At 57.9% G+C, this 17,186-nt stretch carries 13 protein-coding genes, 1 other RNA gene and 1 pseudogene; 7 read left to right on the forward strand and 8 right to left on the reverse strand.

What is annotated here, in order from left to right:
- Window positions 1-6: 6 nt before the first annotated feature.
- Window positions 7-360 carry a hypothetical protein gene (locus tag INS93_RS16090; protein WP_160020746.1) on the reverse strand — a complete coding sequence of 118 codons (354 nt, stop codon included), beginning with the start codon at window positions 358-360 and terminating at the stop codon, window positions 7-9.
- Between the two features lie 165 nt (window positions 361-525).
- Window positions 526-3,015: a Lon protease family protein gene (locus INS93_RS16095; protein WP_192983792.1), complete on the reverse strand. Its 2,490-nt coding sequence runs from the start codon at window positions 3,013-3,015 to the stop codon at window positions 526-528.
- A gap of 183 nt (window positions 3,016-3,198) precedes the next feature.
- Here INS93_RS16095 and INS93_RS16100 point away from each other — a divergent pair, with 183 nt between their 5' ends.
- Entirely contained in the window at window positions 3,199-4,839 is a 1,641-nt protein-coding gene (locus INS93_RS16100) for a cation:proton antiporter (protein WP_160020748.1), read from the forward strand.
- Here the strand turns inward: INS93_RS16100 and INS93_RS16105 are convergent.
- A complete protein-coding gene (locus INS93_RS16105; protein ID WP_192983794.1) occupies window positions 4,832-5,143 on the reverse strand; it encodes a TraR/DksA C4-type zinc finger protein in 312 nt (103 codons plus the stop codon). The genes INS93_RS16100 and INS93_RS16105 overlap by 8 nt on opposite strands.
- Window positions 5,144-5,285: 142 nt before the next feature.
- Between INS93_RS16105 and INS93_RS16110 the strand changes: the two genes are divergently transcribed.
- Both INS93_RS16110 and INS93_RS16115 read left to right on the forward strand, forming a co-directional pair.
- Window positions 5,286-7,139 carry a DUF4105 domain-containing protein gene (locus INS93_RS16110; RefSeq protein ID WP_192983797.1) on the forward strand — a complete coding sequence of 618 codons (1,854 nt, stop codon included), beginning with the start codon at window positions 5,286-5,288 and terminating at the stop codon, window positions 7,137-7,139.
- 66 nt (window positions 7,140-7,205) lie between these two features.
- Window positions 7,206-7,451, forward strand: coding sequence for a hypothetical protein (locus tag INS93_RS16115; protein ID WP_160020751.1), 246 nt, complete (start codon window positions 7,206-7,208; stop codon window positions 7,449-7,451).
- A 16-nt stretch (window positions 7,452-7,467) separates the two neighbouring features.
- Here INS93_RS16115 and INS93_RS16120 read toward each other — a convergent pair whose 3' ends face one another.
- Complete coding sequence (locus INS93_RS16120) at window positions 7,468-10,383, reverse strand: ATP-binding protein (RefSeq protein ID WP_192983800.1); 2,916 nt, start codon at window positions 10,381-10,383, stop codon at window positions 7,468-7,470.
- A gap of 128 nt (window positions 10,384-10,511) precedes the next feature.
- On the opposite strand from INS93_RS16120, the gene ssrA reads away from it, so the two are divergent.
- Window positions 10,512-10,903, forward strand: a transfer-messenger RNA (tmRNA) gene (ssrA, locus tag INS93_RS16125).
- 175 nt (window positions 10,904-11,078) lie between these two features.
- On the opposite strand, the gene INS93_RS16130 is transcribed toward ssrA, so the two are convergent.
- The 4 genes from INS93_RS16130 to INS93_RS24695 all read right to left on the reverse strand — a co-directional run bounded on the left by INS93_RS16130 (window position 11,079) and on the right by INS93_RS24695 (window position 15,410).
- Window positions 11,079-12,240, reverse strand: a protein-coding gene (locus INS93_RS16130; RefSeq protein WP_192983829.1) for an IS3 family transposase whose coding sequence is annotated in 2 segments (ribosomal slippage) — window positions 11,079-11,976 and window positions 11,975-12,240 — 1,164 coding nt in all. Because the reading frame shifts where the segments join, the coding sequence is not laid out codon by codon here.
- A gap of 186 nt (window positions 12,241-12,426) precedes the next feature.
- Window positions 12,427-13,890, reverse strand: coding sequence for a PLP-dependent aminotransferase family protein (locus INS93_RS16135; RefSeq protein ID WP_192983803.1), 1,464 nt, complete (start codon window positions 13,888-13,890; stop codon window positions 12,427-12,429).
- A 187-nt stretch (window positions 13,891-14,077) separates the two neighbouring features.
- Window positions 14,078-14,809 carry a substrate-binding periplasmic protein gene (locus INS93_RS16140; protein ID WP_192983806.1) on the reverse strand — a complete coding sequence of 244 codons (732 nt, stop codon included), beginning with the start codon at window positions 14,807-14,809 and terminating at the stop codon, window positions 14,078-14,080.
- Window positions 14,810-15,251: 442 nt separating this feature from the next.
- Entirely contained in the window at window positions 15,252-15,410 is a 159-nt protein-coding gene (locus tag INS93_RS24695; protein WP_226945567.1) for a hypothetical protein, read from the reverse strand.
- Between INS93_RS24695 and INS93_RS25120 the strand changes: the two genes are divergently transcribed.
- From INS93_RS25120 to INS93_RS16155, 3 genes and pseudogenes are all read left to right on the forward strand, one after another.
- Complete coding sequence (locus tag INS93_RS25120; protein WP_420707315.1) at window positions 15,358-15,909, forward strand: LysE family transporter; 552 nt, start codon at window positions 15,358-15,360, stop codon at window positions 15,907-15,909. The genes INS93_RS24695 and INS93_RS25120 overlap by 53 nt on opposite strands.
- A 550-nt stretch (window positions 15,910-16,459) precedes the next feature.
- Complete coding sequence (locus tag INS93_RS16150) at window positions 16,460-16,888, forward strand: organic hydroperoxide resistance protein (RefSeq protein WP_226945555.1); 429 nt, start codon at window positions 16,460-16,462, stop codon at window positions 16,886-16,888.
- Window positions 16,889-16,939: 51 nt separating this feature from the next.
- A pseudogene (locus tag INS93_RS16155) lies at window positions 16,940-17,186 on the forward strand (alpha/beta hydrolase); the annotation flags it as partial.

Genomic DNA, 17,186 nt, shown 5'->3' on the forward strand with positions numbered 1-17,186 from the left:
GGCGTTTCAGCTTTGTCCATCGGTTTCGGGGTGACGCTGGAATGGCCCGGAGGGGTTGTGGCGTTCGCCGTTGACACGACGTAGTTCGGCCTGCAGATGCAGACACCAGATCGGCGGTTCGCAGCATTCTATGTAGCCTTGCAGGGCCAGGCTCTCGGCAATCGCCGTAAGCGCGTCCTCAGCGACAGAAGGTCCATAGAACGGGCCCTGCGCCTTGATAGCCGAGGGCTGTGCGCCTGACATACCGGCAGCGCAAAGCAGTGTCCAACGTCCGTTGTCTCCTGCCAGTGGCTTGATCGCGCACTCGATGCGGGTGACCAGGCCCAGGCATTGGCGGGTGAGGCAGAGGCTACGCGGCATGGCGGCGACCCTCGCGGAATCCAGGCTCCAGCCTACACCCCGAGTGGCCGAACTGTGAAGGCCAAAGTTATCCACGCAATCTGTGGATAACTCTGTGCATGAGGCGTGAGCAAGAACGCCTGCGCGCCTGTCCCGGGCAATCCGGGACAATCGTGCAAGATATGATCAGCTCGACGCGCTTTCGCCGTCGCTTTTCTTGCGCCGTGGTGCCTTGGCCGGTTTCGCCGCGGCCGCCTCAGCTTCCGCTTTCGCCTTGTCCGCGTCAGCTGGTTTGATCTCTTCCTCCAGCCCGATCTCGGCGATATCGCGCAAACGTTCGACCACACGGGCGTTGACGCTGCCTTTGGGGAAGCGACCCTTTTCGTCCGGGTGGCCAGCCGCCTCGCCGACCAGCAGGCTCAGCGCCTCATCGACATGGCGCACGGCATAGACGTTGAACTGCCCCGCACGCACCGCCTGCAGCACACGGTCATCGAGCATCAGGTTGGCGACGTTGGAGTGCGGAATGATCACCCCCTGCTCGCCGGTCAGGCCCCGTGCCTCACAGAGACGGAAGAAGCCTTCGATCTTCTCGTTGACACCGCCGACGGCCTGTACCTCGCCGAACTGGTTGATCGAACCGGTGATGGCGAAGCACTGCTTGAGCGGGGTGCGCGACAATGCCGAGATCAGCGTGCAGACCTCGCCAAGCGAGGCGCTATCGCCGTCGACGTAACCGTAGGACTGCTCCAGGGCGATACTGGCGGAAATCTCCAGCGGGAATTCCTGCGCGTATCGGCTGCCGAGAAAGCCGGTGAGGATCATCACGCCCTTGGAGTGGATCGGCTGGCCAAGGCTGACTTCACGTTCGATGTCGACGATGCCGCTGCCGCCCGGATAGACGGTGGCGGAAATCCGCGCCGGCACACCGAACGCCGAGTCGCCCACTTCCAGCACGGTCAGGCCGTTGCACTTGCCGACGGCGGCGCCGCACGTGTCGATGAGGATGATGCCGGCCAGCATGTCGTCGATGATCCGCGCCGACACACGTCCGGTGCGGGTGGCCTTGGCCTTGAGCGCGCGCTCGATATGGCCGACGTCGGTGATGCTTTCCCCGGCGAGCTGGCGAATGAAGTCGGCCTCGCTGACCAGCTGGAACAGGTCACCGATGCGCGCTGACAGACGCCCCTGGTGCTCGGCCAGACGCGCGCTGTGGGTAGCCAGGCGCGCCACCGCTGCGCCGGTCAAGGGCGCCATGCCCTCTTCCGAGGTGCGCGTTTTCATCAGTTGCGCGAATTGCTCCAGGCTTTCTTCGGCGAGCGGAATGTCCTCGTCGAAGTCGACCAGTACGCGGAACATCTCCTGAAAGTCCGGATCGGCATCCTGCAGCGCGTAATAGAGCTGACGCGAGCCGATGATGATGACTTTCAGCTGCAGCGCAATGACCTGCGGGTTGAGTGTGACGGTCGCAATACGGCCGAGATCCCCCAGCGGTGATTCCATCTTCAATTGGCGCGAATGCAGAGCGCGCTTGAGCGCTTCCCAGACGAAGGGCTCACTGAGCAGTTTTTCCGCCTCGACCACCAGATAGCCACCGTTGGCACGGTGCAACGCGCCGGGGCGCAGCTGGCGGTAACTGGTATACAGCGCGCCCTGATCGGAGCTGTATTCGATGCGGCCGAACAGGTTGTCGTAGGTCGGGTGCGACTCGAACACCACTGGTGCACCGCCGTTGGCGTGATGACCGACCACCAGGCTCGGGCAGTACATTTCCTCCAGCAGTTTGCGCAGTTGCGGATCGGCCTTGTCGACATCCACCAGTTGCTCGACGGCGGTTTTCAGCAGGTTGACCTGCATGGCCTGCAGATAGGCGCAGACACCTGCGTTTTCCGCGTATTTCTCCGACAATGGGGCCAACAGGGGTTGCAGGGCAACGGTGATGGTCTCTTCATTGAGTTGACGCAGCAGGTTGCTCGACTCGCGCTTCCACTGCGGCAGGCTGGCCAGCTCTTCGTTCAGGCGCTCCTCCAGCGCGGCGATATCAGCGTGGAAGCGCTCGCGCTCGGCCTCCGGCAACTGAGCGAACTCGGCTTCGTCCAGCGCCTTGCCCTCGGCCATTGGGGTAAAGGCGATATTGGTGCTGTCGCGGTACAGGGCCACACCCTTCTCCAGCGACAGCTTCTCGATAATGTCCAGCGCCTGGTCGTAGCGCTTGTTGAAACTGCGATCGATGGCGCTCTTCTTCTGCTGGTAGGTCGGTGTTTCGAATACCGCCGGGAAGGTGGCCAGCAGGTTGTCGATCAACTGATTGATATCGGCGATGAACGCACTCGCGGTGCCGGATGGCAGCTCCAGTGCACGTGGTTCGCGCGGCTCATCGAAATGGTTGACGTAGACCCGGTCGGCCGGCGTTTCCATGCGCTTGGCTTCAGCCTTGAGGTAGCGCTGCACGAAGGAGAAGCGTCCAGTACCGGGCTCACCCATGACGAACACGTTGTAGCCTGGACGCGGCATGGCCACGCCGAACTGCAGGGCTTCGACCGCGCGGGCCTGACCCAGTACGCCGCGGAAAGGTTCGAGATCATCGGTACTGCTGAAGTTGAACTGCTCGGGGGCGAAGGGGCGGGTCAGTGAGTCGGGGGCAAGGCGCAAAGCATCGAGGCTACGCTTGGACATTGGCGATCCTTATAGCGGGCGGAAGTTTCCGCAAAACATGGGGTGATTCTGGGCCTGTGGCGCGAAATGGATCAAGGCTTGATTCATGGCAATACGCTAAATCGAGTCTGCAATAAGCTTTCACGGGTTCCTCTGCAAAGCCTGTGGCCACGACGGGTAGCAGCACAATCGAGAGCCTTGCCTATGAGTGCCTTTCAGGAAATCGCCGCCCTGCTCAGCCTGTCTGCCCTGCTGGGCATGCTCGCCGTACGGCTGCGCCAGCCACTGATCATCGCCTACATCCTGGTCGGTATCATCGCCGGCCCAGCCGCGATGAATCTGGCTGGTGATCACAGCTCGATCAGCCTGCTGTCGGAAATCGGCATCACGGTGCTGTTGTTCGTCGTCGGCCTCAAGCTGGACATGCATCTGGTACGCACCCTGGGCGCCGTCGCCCTGGCCACCGGCCTGGGGCAACTGAGCTTCACCATCATCGCCGGCCTGGTCCTGTGCCGCCTGCTGGGGCTGGACTGGGCGAGTGCTGGCTACGTGGCCGTGGCGCTGACATTTTCCAGCACCATCATCATCGTCAAGCTGCTGTCGGACAAAGGCGAGATCGACTCGCTGCACGGGCGCATCGCCATGGGCTTTCTCATCGTGCAGGACATCGCCGTGGTGCTGGCCATGCTGGTCATCAGCCTGTATCAACCAGCCGGCAGCGAAAAGATTGGCTTGCCGCCACTGGCCTTGGTCGGCGCGCTGCTGGCCAGCCTTGTGCTGCTCTACCTGCTGGTGCGCTTCGTCCTGCCGCGCCTGCTGGCGCCCATGGCCCGCTCGCCGGAATTGCTGATGCTGGTGGCAATCGCCTGGGGCACGCTGCTGGCTGGCGGCGCCGAGGCGCTGGGTCTGTCCAAGGAGCTGGGCGCGTTCATCGCGGGCTTCTGCCTGGCGTCGACGCCACTGCGTGAAGCCATCGCCAGTCGGCTGACCAGCCTGCGCGATTTCCTTCTGCTGTTCTTCTTCCTGCACCTGGGCATTCAGCTGGACTTCTCCTACCTGCACCAACAGATCGGCAGCGCCGTGTTGCTGTCGCTGTTCGTGCTGATCGGCAACCCGCTGATCGTCATGGCCATCATGGGCGCGATGGGCTATCGCAAACGCACCGGCTTCATGGCCGGGCTTACCGTGGCGCAGATCAGCGAATTCTCGATCATCTTCGTCGCCATGGGCATCAGCCTCGGCCATGTGGGCAGCGCAGCGCTGGGGCTGACCACCCTGGTGGGGATCATCACCATCACCCTGTCCACCTATATGATCTTGTACGCGCAGCCGCTGTTCGAGCGCCTTTCACCCTGGCTCGGGATATTCGAGCGGCGCGTCGCCCACCGCGAAAACGCCGAGGACAACGCTCCGGATCACACCCGACCGGAAGTCATCGTGTATGGCCTGGGGCGCTACGGTCGCCAACTGGCCCATCGCCTGCAGGATGCAGGGCTGCGCGTGCTGGGCGTGGACTTCGACCCGCAGGCCCTGGCAAGCGCCCGCCGGGCAGGCCTGGCGGTGTGCTATGGCGATGCCGAAGATGCCGACTTCATCGCCCATCTGCCCTTGCAACAGGCGCGTGCACTGGTCAGCACCATTCCGCAGCGCGAGGTCAATGCACTGCTCCTGCGCGCCGCACGCAGCGCCGGTTTTCGCGGCAACGTCACCCTCAGCGCCTTCCGCGAAGGTGATCTGGAGGCCTTCACTCGCGCCGGTGCGGCCAGCGTCCTGCAGCCTTACATAGATGCCGCCGACTCAGCCGCCCGGCGCCTGCTGCAAGAGGTGGAACAGCCGCTCAGTTGAACTGCGCACACCCCAGGCAGTATTCGGCAACTGGCAGGGCTGCCAGACGCGCCGCTTCGATCGGCTCGCCACAACACAGGCACTCGCCATAGCGCCCCTCGGCCAGGCGCTGCTGCGCCTGGCGCACCAGTAGCACTCCCTGTTCGGCCTCAGCCAGCAGCGCTTCGAGCACTTCGTCATTCTGCCGCTGCTGCGCCTGCTCGGCGAAATCCGCCGAATGGATGCGCCCCAGATCGCGGCGAATCGCCTCGGCACGGGTCGTGTAGTCAAGCAGCAGAGCGTCCAGCACATCACGGTGAGCCATGAGCAATCTCCTTGCGTTGAAGAGCGCTCAGTGTGATACCCCGCGCGAACCCCGTGACTGACGCCGGTCAGCACTTGCGCGAAATGTCCTGTTCGTCTGCCTTGACACCAATCGACAGCCTGGCCAAAGCTCGGCCATCGCCATGACCAGAAGAACAGCGACCTTGAAACGGATATTCGCCGTCCTTGCCCTGAGCCTCAGCCTTCCCCTGCATGCCGCCACGCTCGAGCAATTAGCCGACGATCCCTACTGGATCGCCCTCGGCCATTACGAAACCGGCAAGCTCGGCGGCTGGCGCAGCTATGTCGACGACGACGATTTCTTTCTCGCAGAAGATGGCGACAGCGACCCGGCCGCCGAACTGCAGGCGACCCTGAAGGCGCTGTACCAGCCCGCCGAACTGGGCGACCGCCACCCGCAATGCGTCTACCCGGCGCGTACCCGTTGGCTCAAGGCGCAATTGCAACTCGATGACCTACCCAGCCCGGACTGTGCCGAATACCGAAACTGGCTCGCCGACGTCAATCCGCACAGCACGGTGCTGGTGTTCCCGGCGGCCTACCTGAACAGCCCCTCGTCGATGTTCGGCCACACCCTGCTGCGCATCGACCAGCCCGATATCGACAGCCACAACACCGCGCTGCTGAGCTACGCGCTGAACTTCGGCGCCTTCATCGAAGGCGACGACAACAGCATTCTCTACGCTTGGCGCGGGCTGATGGGCGGCTACCCCGGCCTGTTCGCCCTGGTGCCGTATCGCGAGAAACTCAGCGAGTACAACCGCCTGGAAAACCGTGACCTGTGGGAATACCGGCTGAACCTGACGCCGGAAGAAACTGCGCGCATGGTCGAGCACGTCTGGGAGCTCAAGCAGATTCGCTTCGACTACTTCTTCTTCGACGAGAACTGCTCCTACCGCCTGCTGGAGCTGCTGGAAATAGCCCGCCCCGGCATCGAGCTGACCGAGCACTTCCCGCTCACCGCCATCCCCACCGACACCGTGCGCGCGGTCAAGGACGCCGGGCTGATCGAGCGCATCGACTATCGCCCCTCGCGTGAGCGCGAGCTGCTGGCGCGCGCCGAACCGCTCGATAGCGACGAACAGGCCTGGGTACTGCGCCTGCGCCAAGACCCGGCACTGCTTGATGACAGCGACTTCCTCGCCCTGCCGGCAGAACGTCGCGCGCTGATCCAGGACGCCGCCTTTCGTCTGGTGCGCTACCACGCCAACGATGAAGAGCGCAGCAGCAACGCCCAGCGCAGTTTCCAGTTGCTCGGTGCGATCAATCGCAACCCTCCACAGCCCCTGGAAGTCGAACGCCCGCCGCTGCCCGAGGAAGGCCACCAGTCGCGCACCTGGCAACTGGCCGGCGGCAGCCGCGACGACCGTGCCTTCGCCGAATACGGCCTGCGCATGGCCTACCACGACCTGAACGACAACCTCGATGGCTTCCCCCTCGGCGCACAGATCGAGATTCTCCAGCTCAAGCTGCGGCAGTACGAGAACAACCACTGGCAACTGCAACGCCTGGTCCTGGCCAACATCCGTTCGCTGACACCGCGCAACGCCCTGCTGCAACCGCTTTCCTGGCAGATCGGCGGCGGCCTGGAGCGGGTTCTCGGCGAAGATGGCGACACCCCGCTGGTCGGCCATATCAGCGGCGGCGCCGGCGCCACCTGGCAGTTGCACGAGGATCTGCTCGGCTTCGCCCTCGGCACCGCGCGCCTGGAATACAACGAGGATTTCGCCGCCGTCATCTCCCCCGCCGCAGGCTTCAACAGCGGCCTGCTGTGGCGCAACCCTGTGGGCAACCTGACCCTGGAAGCCGCTGGCGACTATTTCCATAACGGCGAAGTACGCAGGCGCCTGTCGCTCAACCAGCAGTGGGAAGTGTCACGCCACCTCGGCCTGCGCCTGAGCGCCCAGCGCGAGTTCAGCCAGCTCGCCAGCCCGGTCAACGAGGTGAAGCTGGAGCTGCGCTGGTATCACTACTGACGCACCAACGCACTGACGACAGGCTTCTATACTGAGATTCCCGCCACCCGTTTCAGGAGAGTCATCATGCGCCGCACACTCATGTTTCTCGCCGCTGCCCTGATCAGCCTGCCACTGTGGGCCATGCACTGCCCGCAGGACATGGCCAAGATCGATGCATTGCTGCAAAGCGATCCGCCTGCCGACCCCGAGGTACTGGCCAAGGTGCAGGAGCTGCGCGCCGAAGGCGAAGCTCTGCACAAGGCCGGGGATCATGCCGAGTCGGTCAAGGTGCTGGGCGAGGCCCTCGACCTGCTGGCCGCCAGCGAATGAATCACGCTGGGCTCGCTCAATAACCGCTATACAGCAAGCCCAGCGCGACCTGACGCACTTCCTGCAGATCCACCGGCTTGCTCAGGCAGGCCGAAGCGCCGCGCGCCTTGGCATCCTCGAACAAACGTGCGTCGGCCACCGCGCTGATCACCATCACCGGCACATCACGCAAACGCGGCTCAGCGCGCATGGCGTCGAGAACATCCAGCCCATTGCCGTCAGGCAGGTCGATATCCAGCAGCACCAGTGCCGGCTCGCTACCCTGCAACTCGGCCAGCGCCCGCTGACAGGAACTCACACCCCTGACTTCGGCAAACTCACGCAACGATGCCTGGAGAATCTTCATGCAGGCTGGGTGGTCCTCCACGCACAGCACGTGCACCAGATTTTGCACAGCCTGCGCCGGCACCTCGGCAGCCTCGTCACCCAACACATCGGGGCTGGCTGCACTGGGTATGTCGAGCCAGAAACGACTACCGACACCGGGCTCGCTACGCACACCAATTTCGCCTTCCATCAGCGTGGCCAGCTCGCGGCAAAGTACCAACCCGATGCCGGTGCCGGGAATATTCGAGCTCTCCCGGCCCAGACGCTGAAACGGCTTGAACAACTGCGCCTGCTGCTCGCTGGAAAGACCCGGCCCAGTGTCGTCCACCCACAAGCGCACACAGTCGGCACGCACCTCGTAGCCCATGCGGATCATGCCGCGCGGGCTGTTGTACTTGATCGCATTGGACAGCAGGTTGAGCAGAATCTGCCTTACCCGGCGCGGGTCGCCCTGCACGAACAAGGGCGGGTTGGCCGCCTCCATCACCTGCAGTTGCAGTTGTTTCTGCTGCGCTTCGGGCTGTACCAGCTCCGCACAACCGCTGAGCAGCGTGCCGATTTCGATAGCCTGGAATTGCAACTGCTGGCGCCGACTCTCGATACTCGACAAGTCGAGAATGTCGTCGACCAATGACGTGAGATGGCGACTGGCGGTGACGATTTCGCGCGCGTAATCGGTCTCCAGCCTGGCGTCCTGCTTGTCCTGCGCTTCCATCTCGATCAACTGGGCGAAACCATGGATGGCGTTGAGCGGTGTGCGTAGTTCGTGGCTCATGCTCGACAGAAAGCGACTCTTGGCCTGGCTGGCCGCGTGCGCCTCAAGGCTGGCGTGGCGCAGTTCTTCCTGCACCTGCTTGAGCCGAGTGATGTCGACATGCGTGCCGGCAATGCGCAGCGGCCAGCCGCTCGCGTCACGTGCCAGGACCTTGCCACGGCTGAGCAGCCAGAGGTAATCGCCGCGACAATCGAGATAGCGGTACTCGGCGTCGAAGTACTCCTCGCCACTGTCAGCGAATAGCTTGCGCAGGTGACGCAGACGTTCCAGATCGTCAGGGTGTACGCGCTGATTGAACTCGCTCAGCGTCAAGTGATTCGCACCCAGGCCAAATCGCCGAACGAAGCGCTCGCTGAGATCGATGGTCAGATCAGTAGTGTCGATCTGCCAGAGGCTTTCAGTTGTACTCTCCAGCACCAGTTGCAGAATGCTTTGCGCCTCCTGCCGCTCATGCTCGCTGGCCTTGAGCTGCTTGCCGGCCTGCTGCACGGCATCGGCCAGGCGACTGACCTCGGCGATATGACTGTCCGGCACTGCTGGCAAATATTTGCCCTGCCCCAGGCTGGTCGCCATGTCGACGATGCCATCGATGGGCTCGGCCAGCTGCTTGCTCAGCTTGCGCGAACGTAGCCACATCAGGGCGAAAAACAGCAGATAGAACGCTGCCAGACCGGCGATCAGCAGGTAGCCGATCTGCATGTAACGCTCGGCCAACTGGTTGGTTTCCTGGAAAATCTGCTCCTCGTCCACCACCAGCAGCAAGCGCCAGCCGGTTTGCGGTATTTCGCTCCAGGCCACCAGTTGCTTGCGGCCGCCGAGCAGCACCTCCTGCACGTTGCCATTGCCCGCGTTCATCGCCTGCAGCAATGGCTCCATGCCCTCACGCTTGGCCAGGTTGAAGTCCTCGGGCTTGAGTACCTCACGGCGCACAGCCTCCTCGTAGGAGTATTGGGTCAACTCCCGCAGGCCGAAATCCAACTCCCCGGCCTTCGGCAGCGCCATGATGTTGTGGTCATGGCTGACCAGCATCGCGTAGCCCCGCCAGGGCACGCTGAGTTCGGCAATCTCGCCCAGTACCTGGCTGACGGTCACGTCCAGACCGACCACACCCTCGAGGAAATCATCGCGATACACCGGGGCGATGGCCGACATCATCCAGCCCAGGCCCGCCGGATCGAGGTAAACCTCGGTCCACATCACCTTGCGCTCGGGGTTGTGCTTGGCGTCGGCGAGGTAATAGAAGTTGTAATCGGGTATCACCATGTCGTGGGGATACTGCGCCGGCGTATCGAACCAGGGATAGATGCGGTTGTAGCTGTCCCAGGTATTGAAATACAGCGCCGCTACCAGTGGACTGGCATGCTTAATCGAACGCATCAGCGGATCGAGTTGCGACAGACGCATGACCTTGGCGTGATCCTGCTGGGCAAGTGGCGTGCTGTTGGCATAGAAGGATGCTGCGCGCCCGTCATCGCTGCGGGTATAGAACACGCCACTGTCAGTGACCGCGTGGCGTTGGCGCTCAAGCTCATCGGCCTGGAAACGGGTATCGAGCAACGCTTTGTGAGCGCCGTCGCGGTACACCTGCACCAGCGACTCGATAGAGCGCAGCCGTCCGTCGATGATCTGCGCTTCGCGCAACGCGGCACTGGCCAGATCTTTCACGGCCGTTTCCTGCAGATGCTCGATCTGCGCGTCACGAATCGCCTGATTGCTCAGCAGATACACCGCGATCAGCACCGACTCCACCAGAATCAGCGGGATCAGCGCGCTTTGCACGAACGCTCGCCAGATCCACTGACGTAGAGGGTAGCGGCTAGAACTCGGCATTACAGCTCCTTTGCAGAGGACGCGGGCAGATGCGAGGCGCCATCATAGCTTCCCGCGACGGAATCCGCAGTCGACGCTGAGGAACCTTTGCCGTACACTCGACGTCTCATCTGTAACCGAAAAGTTTTGGGGCCGATTAGGATTCGACGCCGGTAGCGAAGCTCGAGGTGCATGCCGACTTGGTAACAGAAGTCGTAAATCAACTGTTGCAACTTTCTATAGTTGCCAATGACGAAAACTACGAGGGCTACGCTCTCGCTGCGTAAGCGGCGCGACTAGTCCTTCTGGTAGCTTCGGCTCCAGCGATCACTAGGGGATGCCTGTAAACCTGAAGTGATTGTCATGCAGAACAGGATCGCCGCGTAGTACGTTGTGGACGAAGTGGCTAAAACTTACACAACTCGCCCAATGCACCCTGCCCGTCGGGCGGCTGAGGGTTAACTCAATAGACACGGCTAAGCATGTAGTACCGACAGTGGAGAACTGGCGGACGGGGGTTCAAATCCCCCCGGCTCCACCAATTGAAGCAAGCATAAACCCCTGATTTTCCTAGAGAATTTCAGGGGTTTTTCTTTGGGGTGTCGAAAAGGTGTCGAAGCGTTAGGCCTGCTGGAGAAGATCGCTTTCGATGTCTGAAAAATTGCTGATCTTCACCGAACCATCGGGAACCGGGCAATGACATCCAACTGCAGTGGTCAACTAATCCCGGACACTGCGTTAAGTTTTTCTTCCGCCACGGCAGGCGGGAGCCCGCCATTGAACTGATGTGGCCGTTGCCAGTTGTACCGTTGCATTAGAAACCGTCCGATATCTTGCTGTGCGAGCGCAGCGCTCATGTAACCCACACTCGGTAGCCATTCCGTTTTCAAGCTGCGAAACAACCGTTCCATTGGCGCATTGGCGTGGCAGTTTCCGCAGCGGCTCATGCTCTGCTTGAACCGATAGCGCCACAGTCGCTGGCGGAAGCTTCTGCTACCGTACTGGCTACTCTGATCACTGTGGAACAACACATTCTGGGGGCGGCCGCGCTGCTCGTAGGCCACGTCCAACGCCTTGATCACCTGCTCGGCATCAGGCTTTGATGAAAATGCCCAACCCACTACGCGGCGAGCAAACATATCGATCACCGCCACCACATAGTGCCAACGACCTTGAACCCAGACATACGTGATGCCGCCGCACCAGACCTCATTCGGCGCCGACACGGTGAACGCCCGATCCAGCGCGTTCGGGATATCTGGTCTCTCCCCCGCTGCCTTTTTGTAGGCATGCGAGCCGGGCTGCTTACTGATCAATTTCATCTCGCTCATCAGCTTGCGTATCTTGAATCGTCCAATTTCGATCCCGTCTTCGCGCATCATGAACATGATGCTTCGGCTACCCGCAGCGCTGCGGCTTTGGGTAAATAGCTCGTTCACTCGACTGCGCAGAAGCAGCCGCTTAACGTCCGGAGATCGGCGCTTACGGCAGTGCGCGTAGTAGCAGGAACGGGGGACTTCAAATACCGAGCACAACAGATCAACCGGCTCTTCAGCGCGAAATTGATCAATCAACGCGAACGCTCGTGCTCCTCGCCCATCAAGAGCGCGGAGGCTTTTTTAGGATCGATTTTTCCCGTTCCAGCCGATTGATCCTGGCTTCCAGCTCCTGGATCTTTTGCTGCTCGGGCGTCAGCGCTTTGCTCGCCGGGGTAATACCGTTTCGCTCCTCCTGGAGCTGGCTAACCCACCGGCGCAGGGCTGATTCAACCCAACCGAGCGAACGGGCTGCTTCGATATGGCTAAAGCCCTGGTCGAGCACCAGACTGGCTGCCTCCCGTTTGAACTCGGGCGTGAACGTACGACGGTTTTTGTCCATCATACACCTCTCTCTATGGCGAGTATTCTCGCCCTAAATGGGTGTCCGGGTTCAGTAGAACACTATACAAACGACTTTAGTGGCCCAAGCGAAGAGTAATTTCAGAAACACTTACAAGATGGAGAACTTTTACAGAAGTATAAATCCAGGCAGTCTGCTCATATTTTTAAATCCTTAAAAACAAAGCTAACCGTTAGAAACCAGCGCTTTGGCGAGTTGATGAGCAGCATTATTAGCCTGCACTTGAGTCAATGCCGCATATCCCAAAATGAACGCTGGTGGCAAAACAATATTCCGACAGGATCTTTCAAGAGGCTGAAGAAGCAGTCCTAGCTCGGAGGCTGATTTCATCAAGCCCTCCAGATTAATACCAGGTGATGGCCAGAGCACAAAGTGAAATCCAGCGTGCTCACCGGATATTCGGTAAAATCCAGCCGCCTCTATCGACAATGTTTTGATAACCACATCACGTAGAGCTTGATATTCTTTGCGAGCACGACGAATGTGCCTCAGAAAAGCAGGCCCACGCATAAACTCAGCAAGACCAAGCTGCTCCGAAACGCCCACGCTACGCCCTATCGTGCGCCATAGACTTAGTATATTTTTATGTAGATCTGGCGGAGCGATCACATAGCCTATTCGCAAGTTTGAGAACAATGCCTGATTAAAGCTTCCGCAATAGATTACGCGCCCTATAGTATCAATAGATTTCAGCGCAGGTAGCGGAGCACTTTGATAGTTAAACTCACTATCATAGTCATCCTCAATAATCCATGCATCCTGACGCCGCGCCCAATCAAGCAACTCCAAACGACGCGTAGCTGACATTATTACACCAAGGGGAGACTGATGAGCGGGCGTTACATACGCAAGCCGACAGTTGACTGGAATGGTTACGCCCCGCAGATTAATACCTTCAGCATCAATAGGAGCATATACGATATTAGCACCAGCCTTCTCAAAAATTCGATGTACTGCGGGGTAGCCCGGATCTTCCACACACACAGAATCATTTACATTGATCACACAGCGAGAAACCAAATCAATACTATGACGAATACCATTGGTTATAAGTATATGTTCAGCGCAACAATCAATTCCACGATGTTTTCGAAGGTATATAGCGATCTGATTACGCAGATCAAATGCACCTTGCGACTCTATGTTACACATTTGCTCTGGCCGTATTGCAGACATCGCACGATGTAGTTGCGTAGCCCACTCAGCAGGTCTAATGAGCATCGGATTCGCCAACCGAGCAACAAAAGGAATACCTATCCTTGCCCGATAATCTTGTTCCTGTACCGGAGATACCTTCAAGTCTTCAACCGAGCTACTTTCGTCCACATCACCGTCACTGAGATTCAAGTAGCTGTTCGGCATAAGTGCGCTAACGCGGCTCCCGGAGCCGATCCTGCGAACCAGGTAGCCCTCAAGTTGCAACCTATCAAAAACGCTTTCCACAGTACCGCGCGCGATTTTCCATCGTTCGGCTAGAACACGCGAAGAAGGTAGGCGATCACCTGATTGCAGGAGCCCATTCAGAATTGCATCTCGTATCGAGCGGTATGCGCGCTCCTGCTTCGTTAAGCCTAGAGCCTCCAATGGCATCGGAAGATCCAGACCAGATGACTTCTTGCCTTTTCCCATAAAAACCCACACCAAAACGCTTTAAATGGTCCTACCTAACGGACCACCCAGCAGAAAGGGAAATACTCAATCAACAAGCAATATTCACTTTCTCATACCACACACAACGCACACCGTTAATCACAACAAACTCACTAACGGCTACATAGATAAATCATCGACAGCACCAATCACCTGCGCTACCTATTCATTCATAATATGCCGCCGGCGCCACCTGTATTATGCCTGGCATCTCAGGTTGAATATTATCAATCGCCTTTTGTAGCTGTCGCAGCTGCTGAGCGTCGCACGAGTCGCGACGGCAGTACAACCAAACCTCTTGATTGAATTGCACCAAAGGCTGTGGATTGAGCATATGATTCATTTGATACTGGCCAAATAAAAACATTAAAGTCTCATCCGGCCCCAGCACGGCATCCAACCGTCCCAAAGCCAACATCTCTACGCCCTGCCGATAATCAGACACTTCAACATGACGCGCCCCCGCTAAGTGCCCGATGATGTTATCACCTTGGCCACGCAATACACCAACCCTGAGCTGATCATGGGTTAAATGATCACTATTTTCCCGAGTATAAACCGATAACACTATCTCATACACTTTGGCGACAGGCACCACGCTGCTTGGCATATTATCATTCTCCAACATCAGCCCGATGTCAGCTTGACCACCCTCCAAAACCCGCACCGCCCTAGCATAGGGAACCAGATGCACCTTTATATTGATCCCAGAAAGGTACTGAAGCATTTCAGCAACCTTATTATTTACGCAACGAGCACCTTCCACCGTGTCTTCACAGTTAATAGGAGGCAAATAACCGAGCACTAGCCGCATAGGGAGATCCGAAACCTTAGCCGCAATAGAGGCATGAGAGCAAATCGACAACCCGATCAGCAACACATAACGGCGCAAGTACATTATTTACTCCTAAATTAAAGCAGCGTAGATGATTGCCATCAGAATAGGCTGCAGGCCTGAAATCAACACCCATGCTCCCGGTGACTTGTTCGATCTATCAGAGCCCCTCCCTGCAGAACTAGGTAGTCACCTAGCTATCACGATTCAAGATCCCTTGGCGAAGTACCGCGCATGATCCTTCATCGCTCTGCTGAAGCATTCGCAGAGGACTGGCAGCGCCGTAGCTCATTCAGAATTGCAATCACGCATCGAGTGGCCTGCACGCGCTTGTTTGTTGAATCCAGAGCATCCAATGGCATCGGAAGAATCAGACCCAATGAGCACCCCCTAATGGCCCACAGCTAAACGCCTTAAATGGCCCTACCCACCAGACCACTTAGCACGTAGTGTACGTGTGCGTACAGATATGAAACCTTCAATATTTTGCCATGCCACTAACAGATTACTTGCTCTTAATAATCATTGCCGCAACCCAAATCAGACCAATCAAATCGCCCACAGTATTCTTAACAAAAAGATCAATCACATGCAGCCCAAGCTTGGAAATATTGATACACACAGGAAGCTTAGCCGCAATCACCACACTTGCAAGCACCGCCATTTTAATAATTCATTCCATTATATCGACATATCCTAACACCCTCACAATATTAAAAATAACCGGCGCCTCATACCTGACATGGTTCAGCATAAGGGAAATCACAGCAAAAACCAGCACCCATAAAAATAACAAACAGACTATCGCCTATGGTCAGTTCACAACCCTCTGGACAAGATCCTTTACCTCAGAGATACGCAACACAAGAACGCTTCTATTTTTTTCATCATTACTAACACAATTTATCGACTCACCTGACAACTATCAAATCTCAAACTTGGCGCAGCTAACCTTGACCTTCATCATTGTTCAAACCCTGGCGTTAACACCTCTCACCCCACCCAGAAGAACCTCAAAGCACCGAACAATAAAAAACACATTAAACTCGCTCAAAAAAATTGCCAGCGCAGCTTTAATTATTTTTTTCTGGAGTAACATTAGTTTTAGCACACACAATTCAACAGCCGACATTAGCAGCGCAAGCATCCAAACCAGACTCTAGCTCAAAAAAAATAGCCACTCATAACAACCTCATAACCTTATGACTGAAAACCTCAACGATGAAGTATTGGCGTACGGCCCACTACTTCGATCAGAGAGGTGATACTGACGAAACCGGAGCACACTTAGCAAGCTAAGTTGCCTCAATCTGCCAGCCTCAAAAAAGCCACAGCCTAGTACCAAATTCGCAAAATCATCCAAGCCAGACGGCCTTAGATCCGCAAAACTCTTCGTATGAGCTTGCAAGCACAGCTGAAGGCACGAAATCGAACGCACCCACATGTCAAGGCGCCTCCCATGTCGTGGTGTCATCTAACCCAGAGAAGGTTGCCATGAGAACAGTGAAATCAGCTCAATCGAGCTTTGACCAATGATATGCAGCGCTACCTACAACAAACCTACATCACCTTACTGCCATCCAAGAATCACAATGCGCACAACCTTTTTTATTCAGACAACTGAGCAATGACAGTCCTTGGTCACAACACCGCTAACACCTTAGCACCCATCTAAAGCGACACCTGACATTAATATATAAAGGGAGTCCATCTATGCTTATTGAAACCATCGCCTATCGTGCCTATGCAGAAGCTACCGGCGGACGCGACGGCCGTGCAATATCCTCCGACGGAGTGCTTGACGTCGCCCTGACCACCCCAAAGGAACTCGGAGGTGCTGGCGGCCACGGCACTAACCCGGAACAATTATTCGCAGCAGGATATTCAGCCTGCTTCATTGGCGCCATGAAGTTTGTTGCCAACCGGGACAAGCTGAACATGCCAGCGGACACGTCAATTGAAGGTGTAGTGGGTATCGGCGCAATACCCAATGGCTTTGGTATCGAAGTCGAGTTACGCATCAGCTTGCCGGGTATGAATCGCGAGAGTGCCCAGAACCTGATAGAGCGCGCGCACATCGTTTGCCCCTATTCCAATGCTACCCGGGGCAATATTGATGTAACTCTAACTTTACTTGTTTAGCCGTCCGCCTCCACCTTCATTGACACATCGCACAACTACGGAGCGCATAAGATGAACATCTGGCATACCTTTCCTATGGCCATATTCACCCTGTCCCTTAACGCTGCCGTTGCTGCCGGCAGCCCCGGCGTGGAACGCAATACCCAGGTTTTCCTCGATGCCCTGGCAGCCGGTGGCGGTCAGCCGCTGGAAACCCTCTCGCCGAAAGACGCCCGCGCCGTACTGGTGGGTGCTCAGGCCAGTGTCAAGGTGGACCTGTCCGGCATCGTCGTGGACACCAAGGTGATCCAGGTGAATG

This window comes from Pseudomonas sp. EggHat1 (assembly GCF_014892995.1).
Lineage (GTDB): Bacteria > Pseudomonadota > Gammaproteobacteria > Pseudomonadales > Pseudomonadaceae > Aquipseudomonas > Aquipseudomonas chaetocerotis.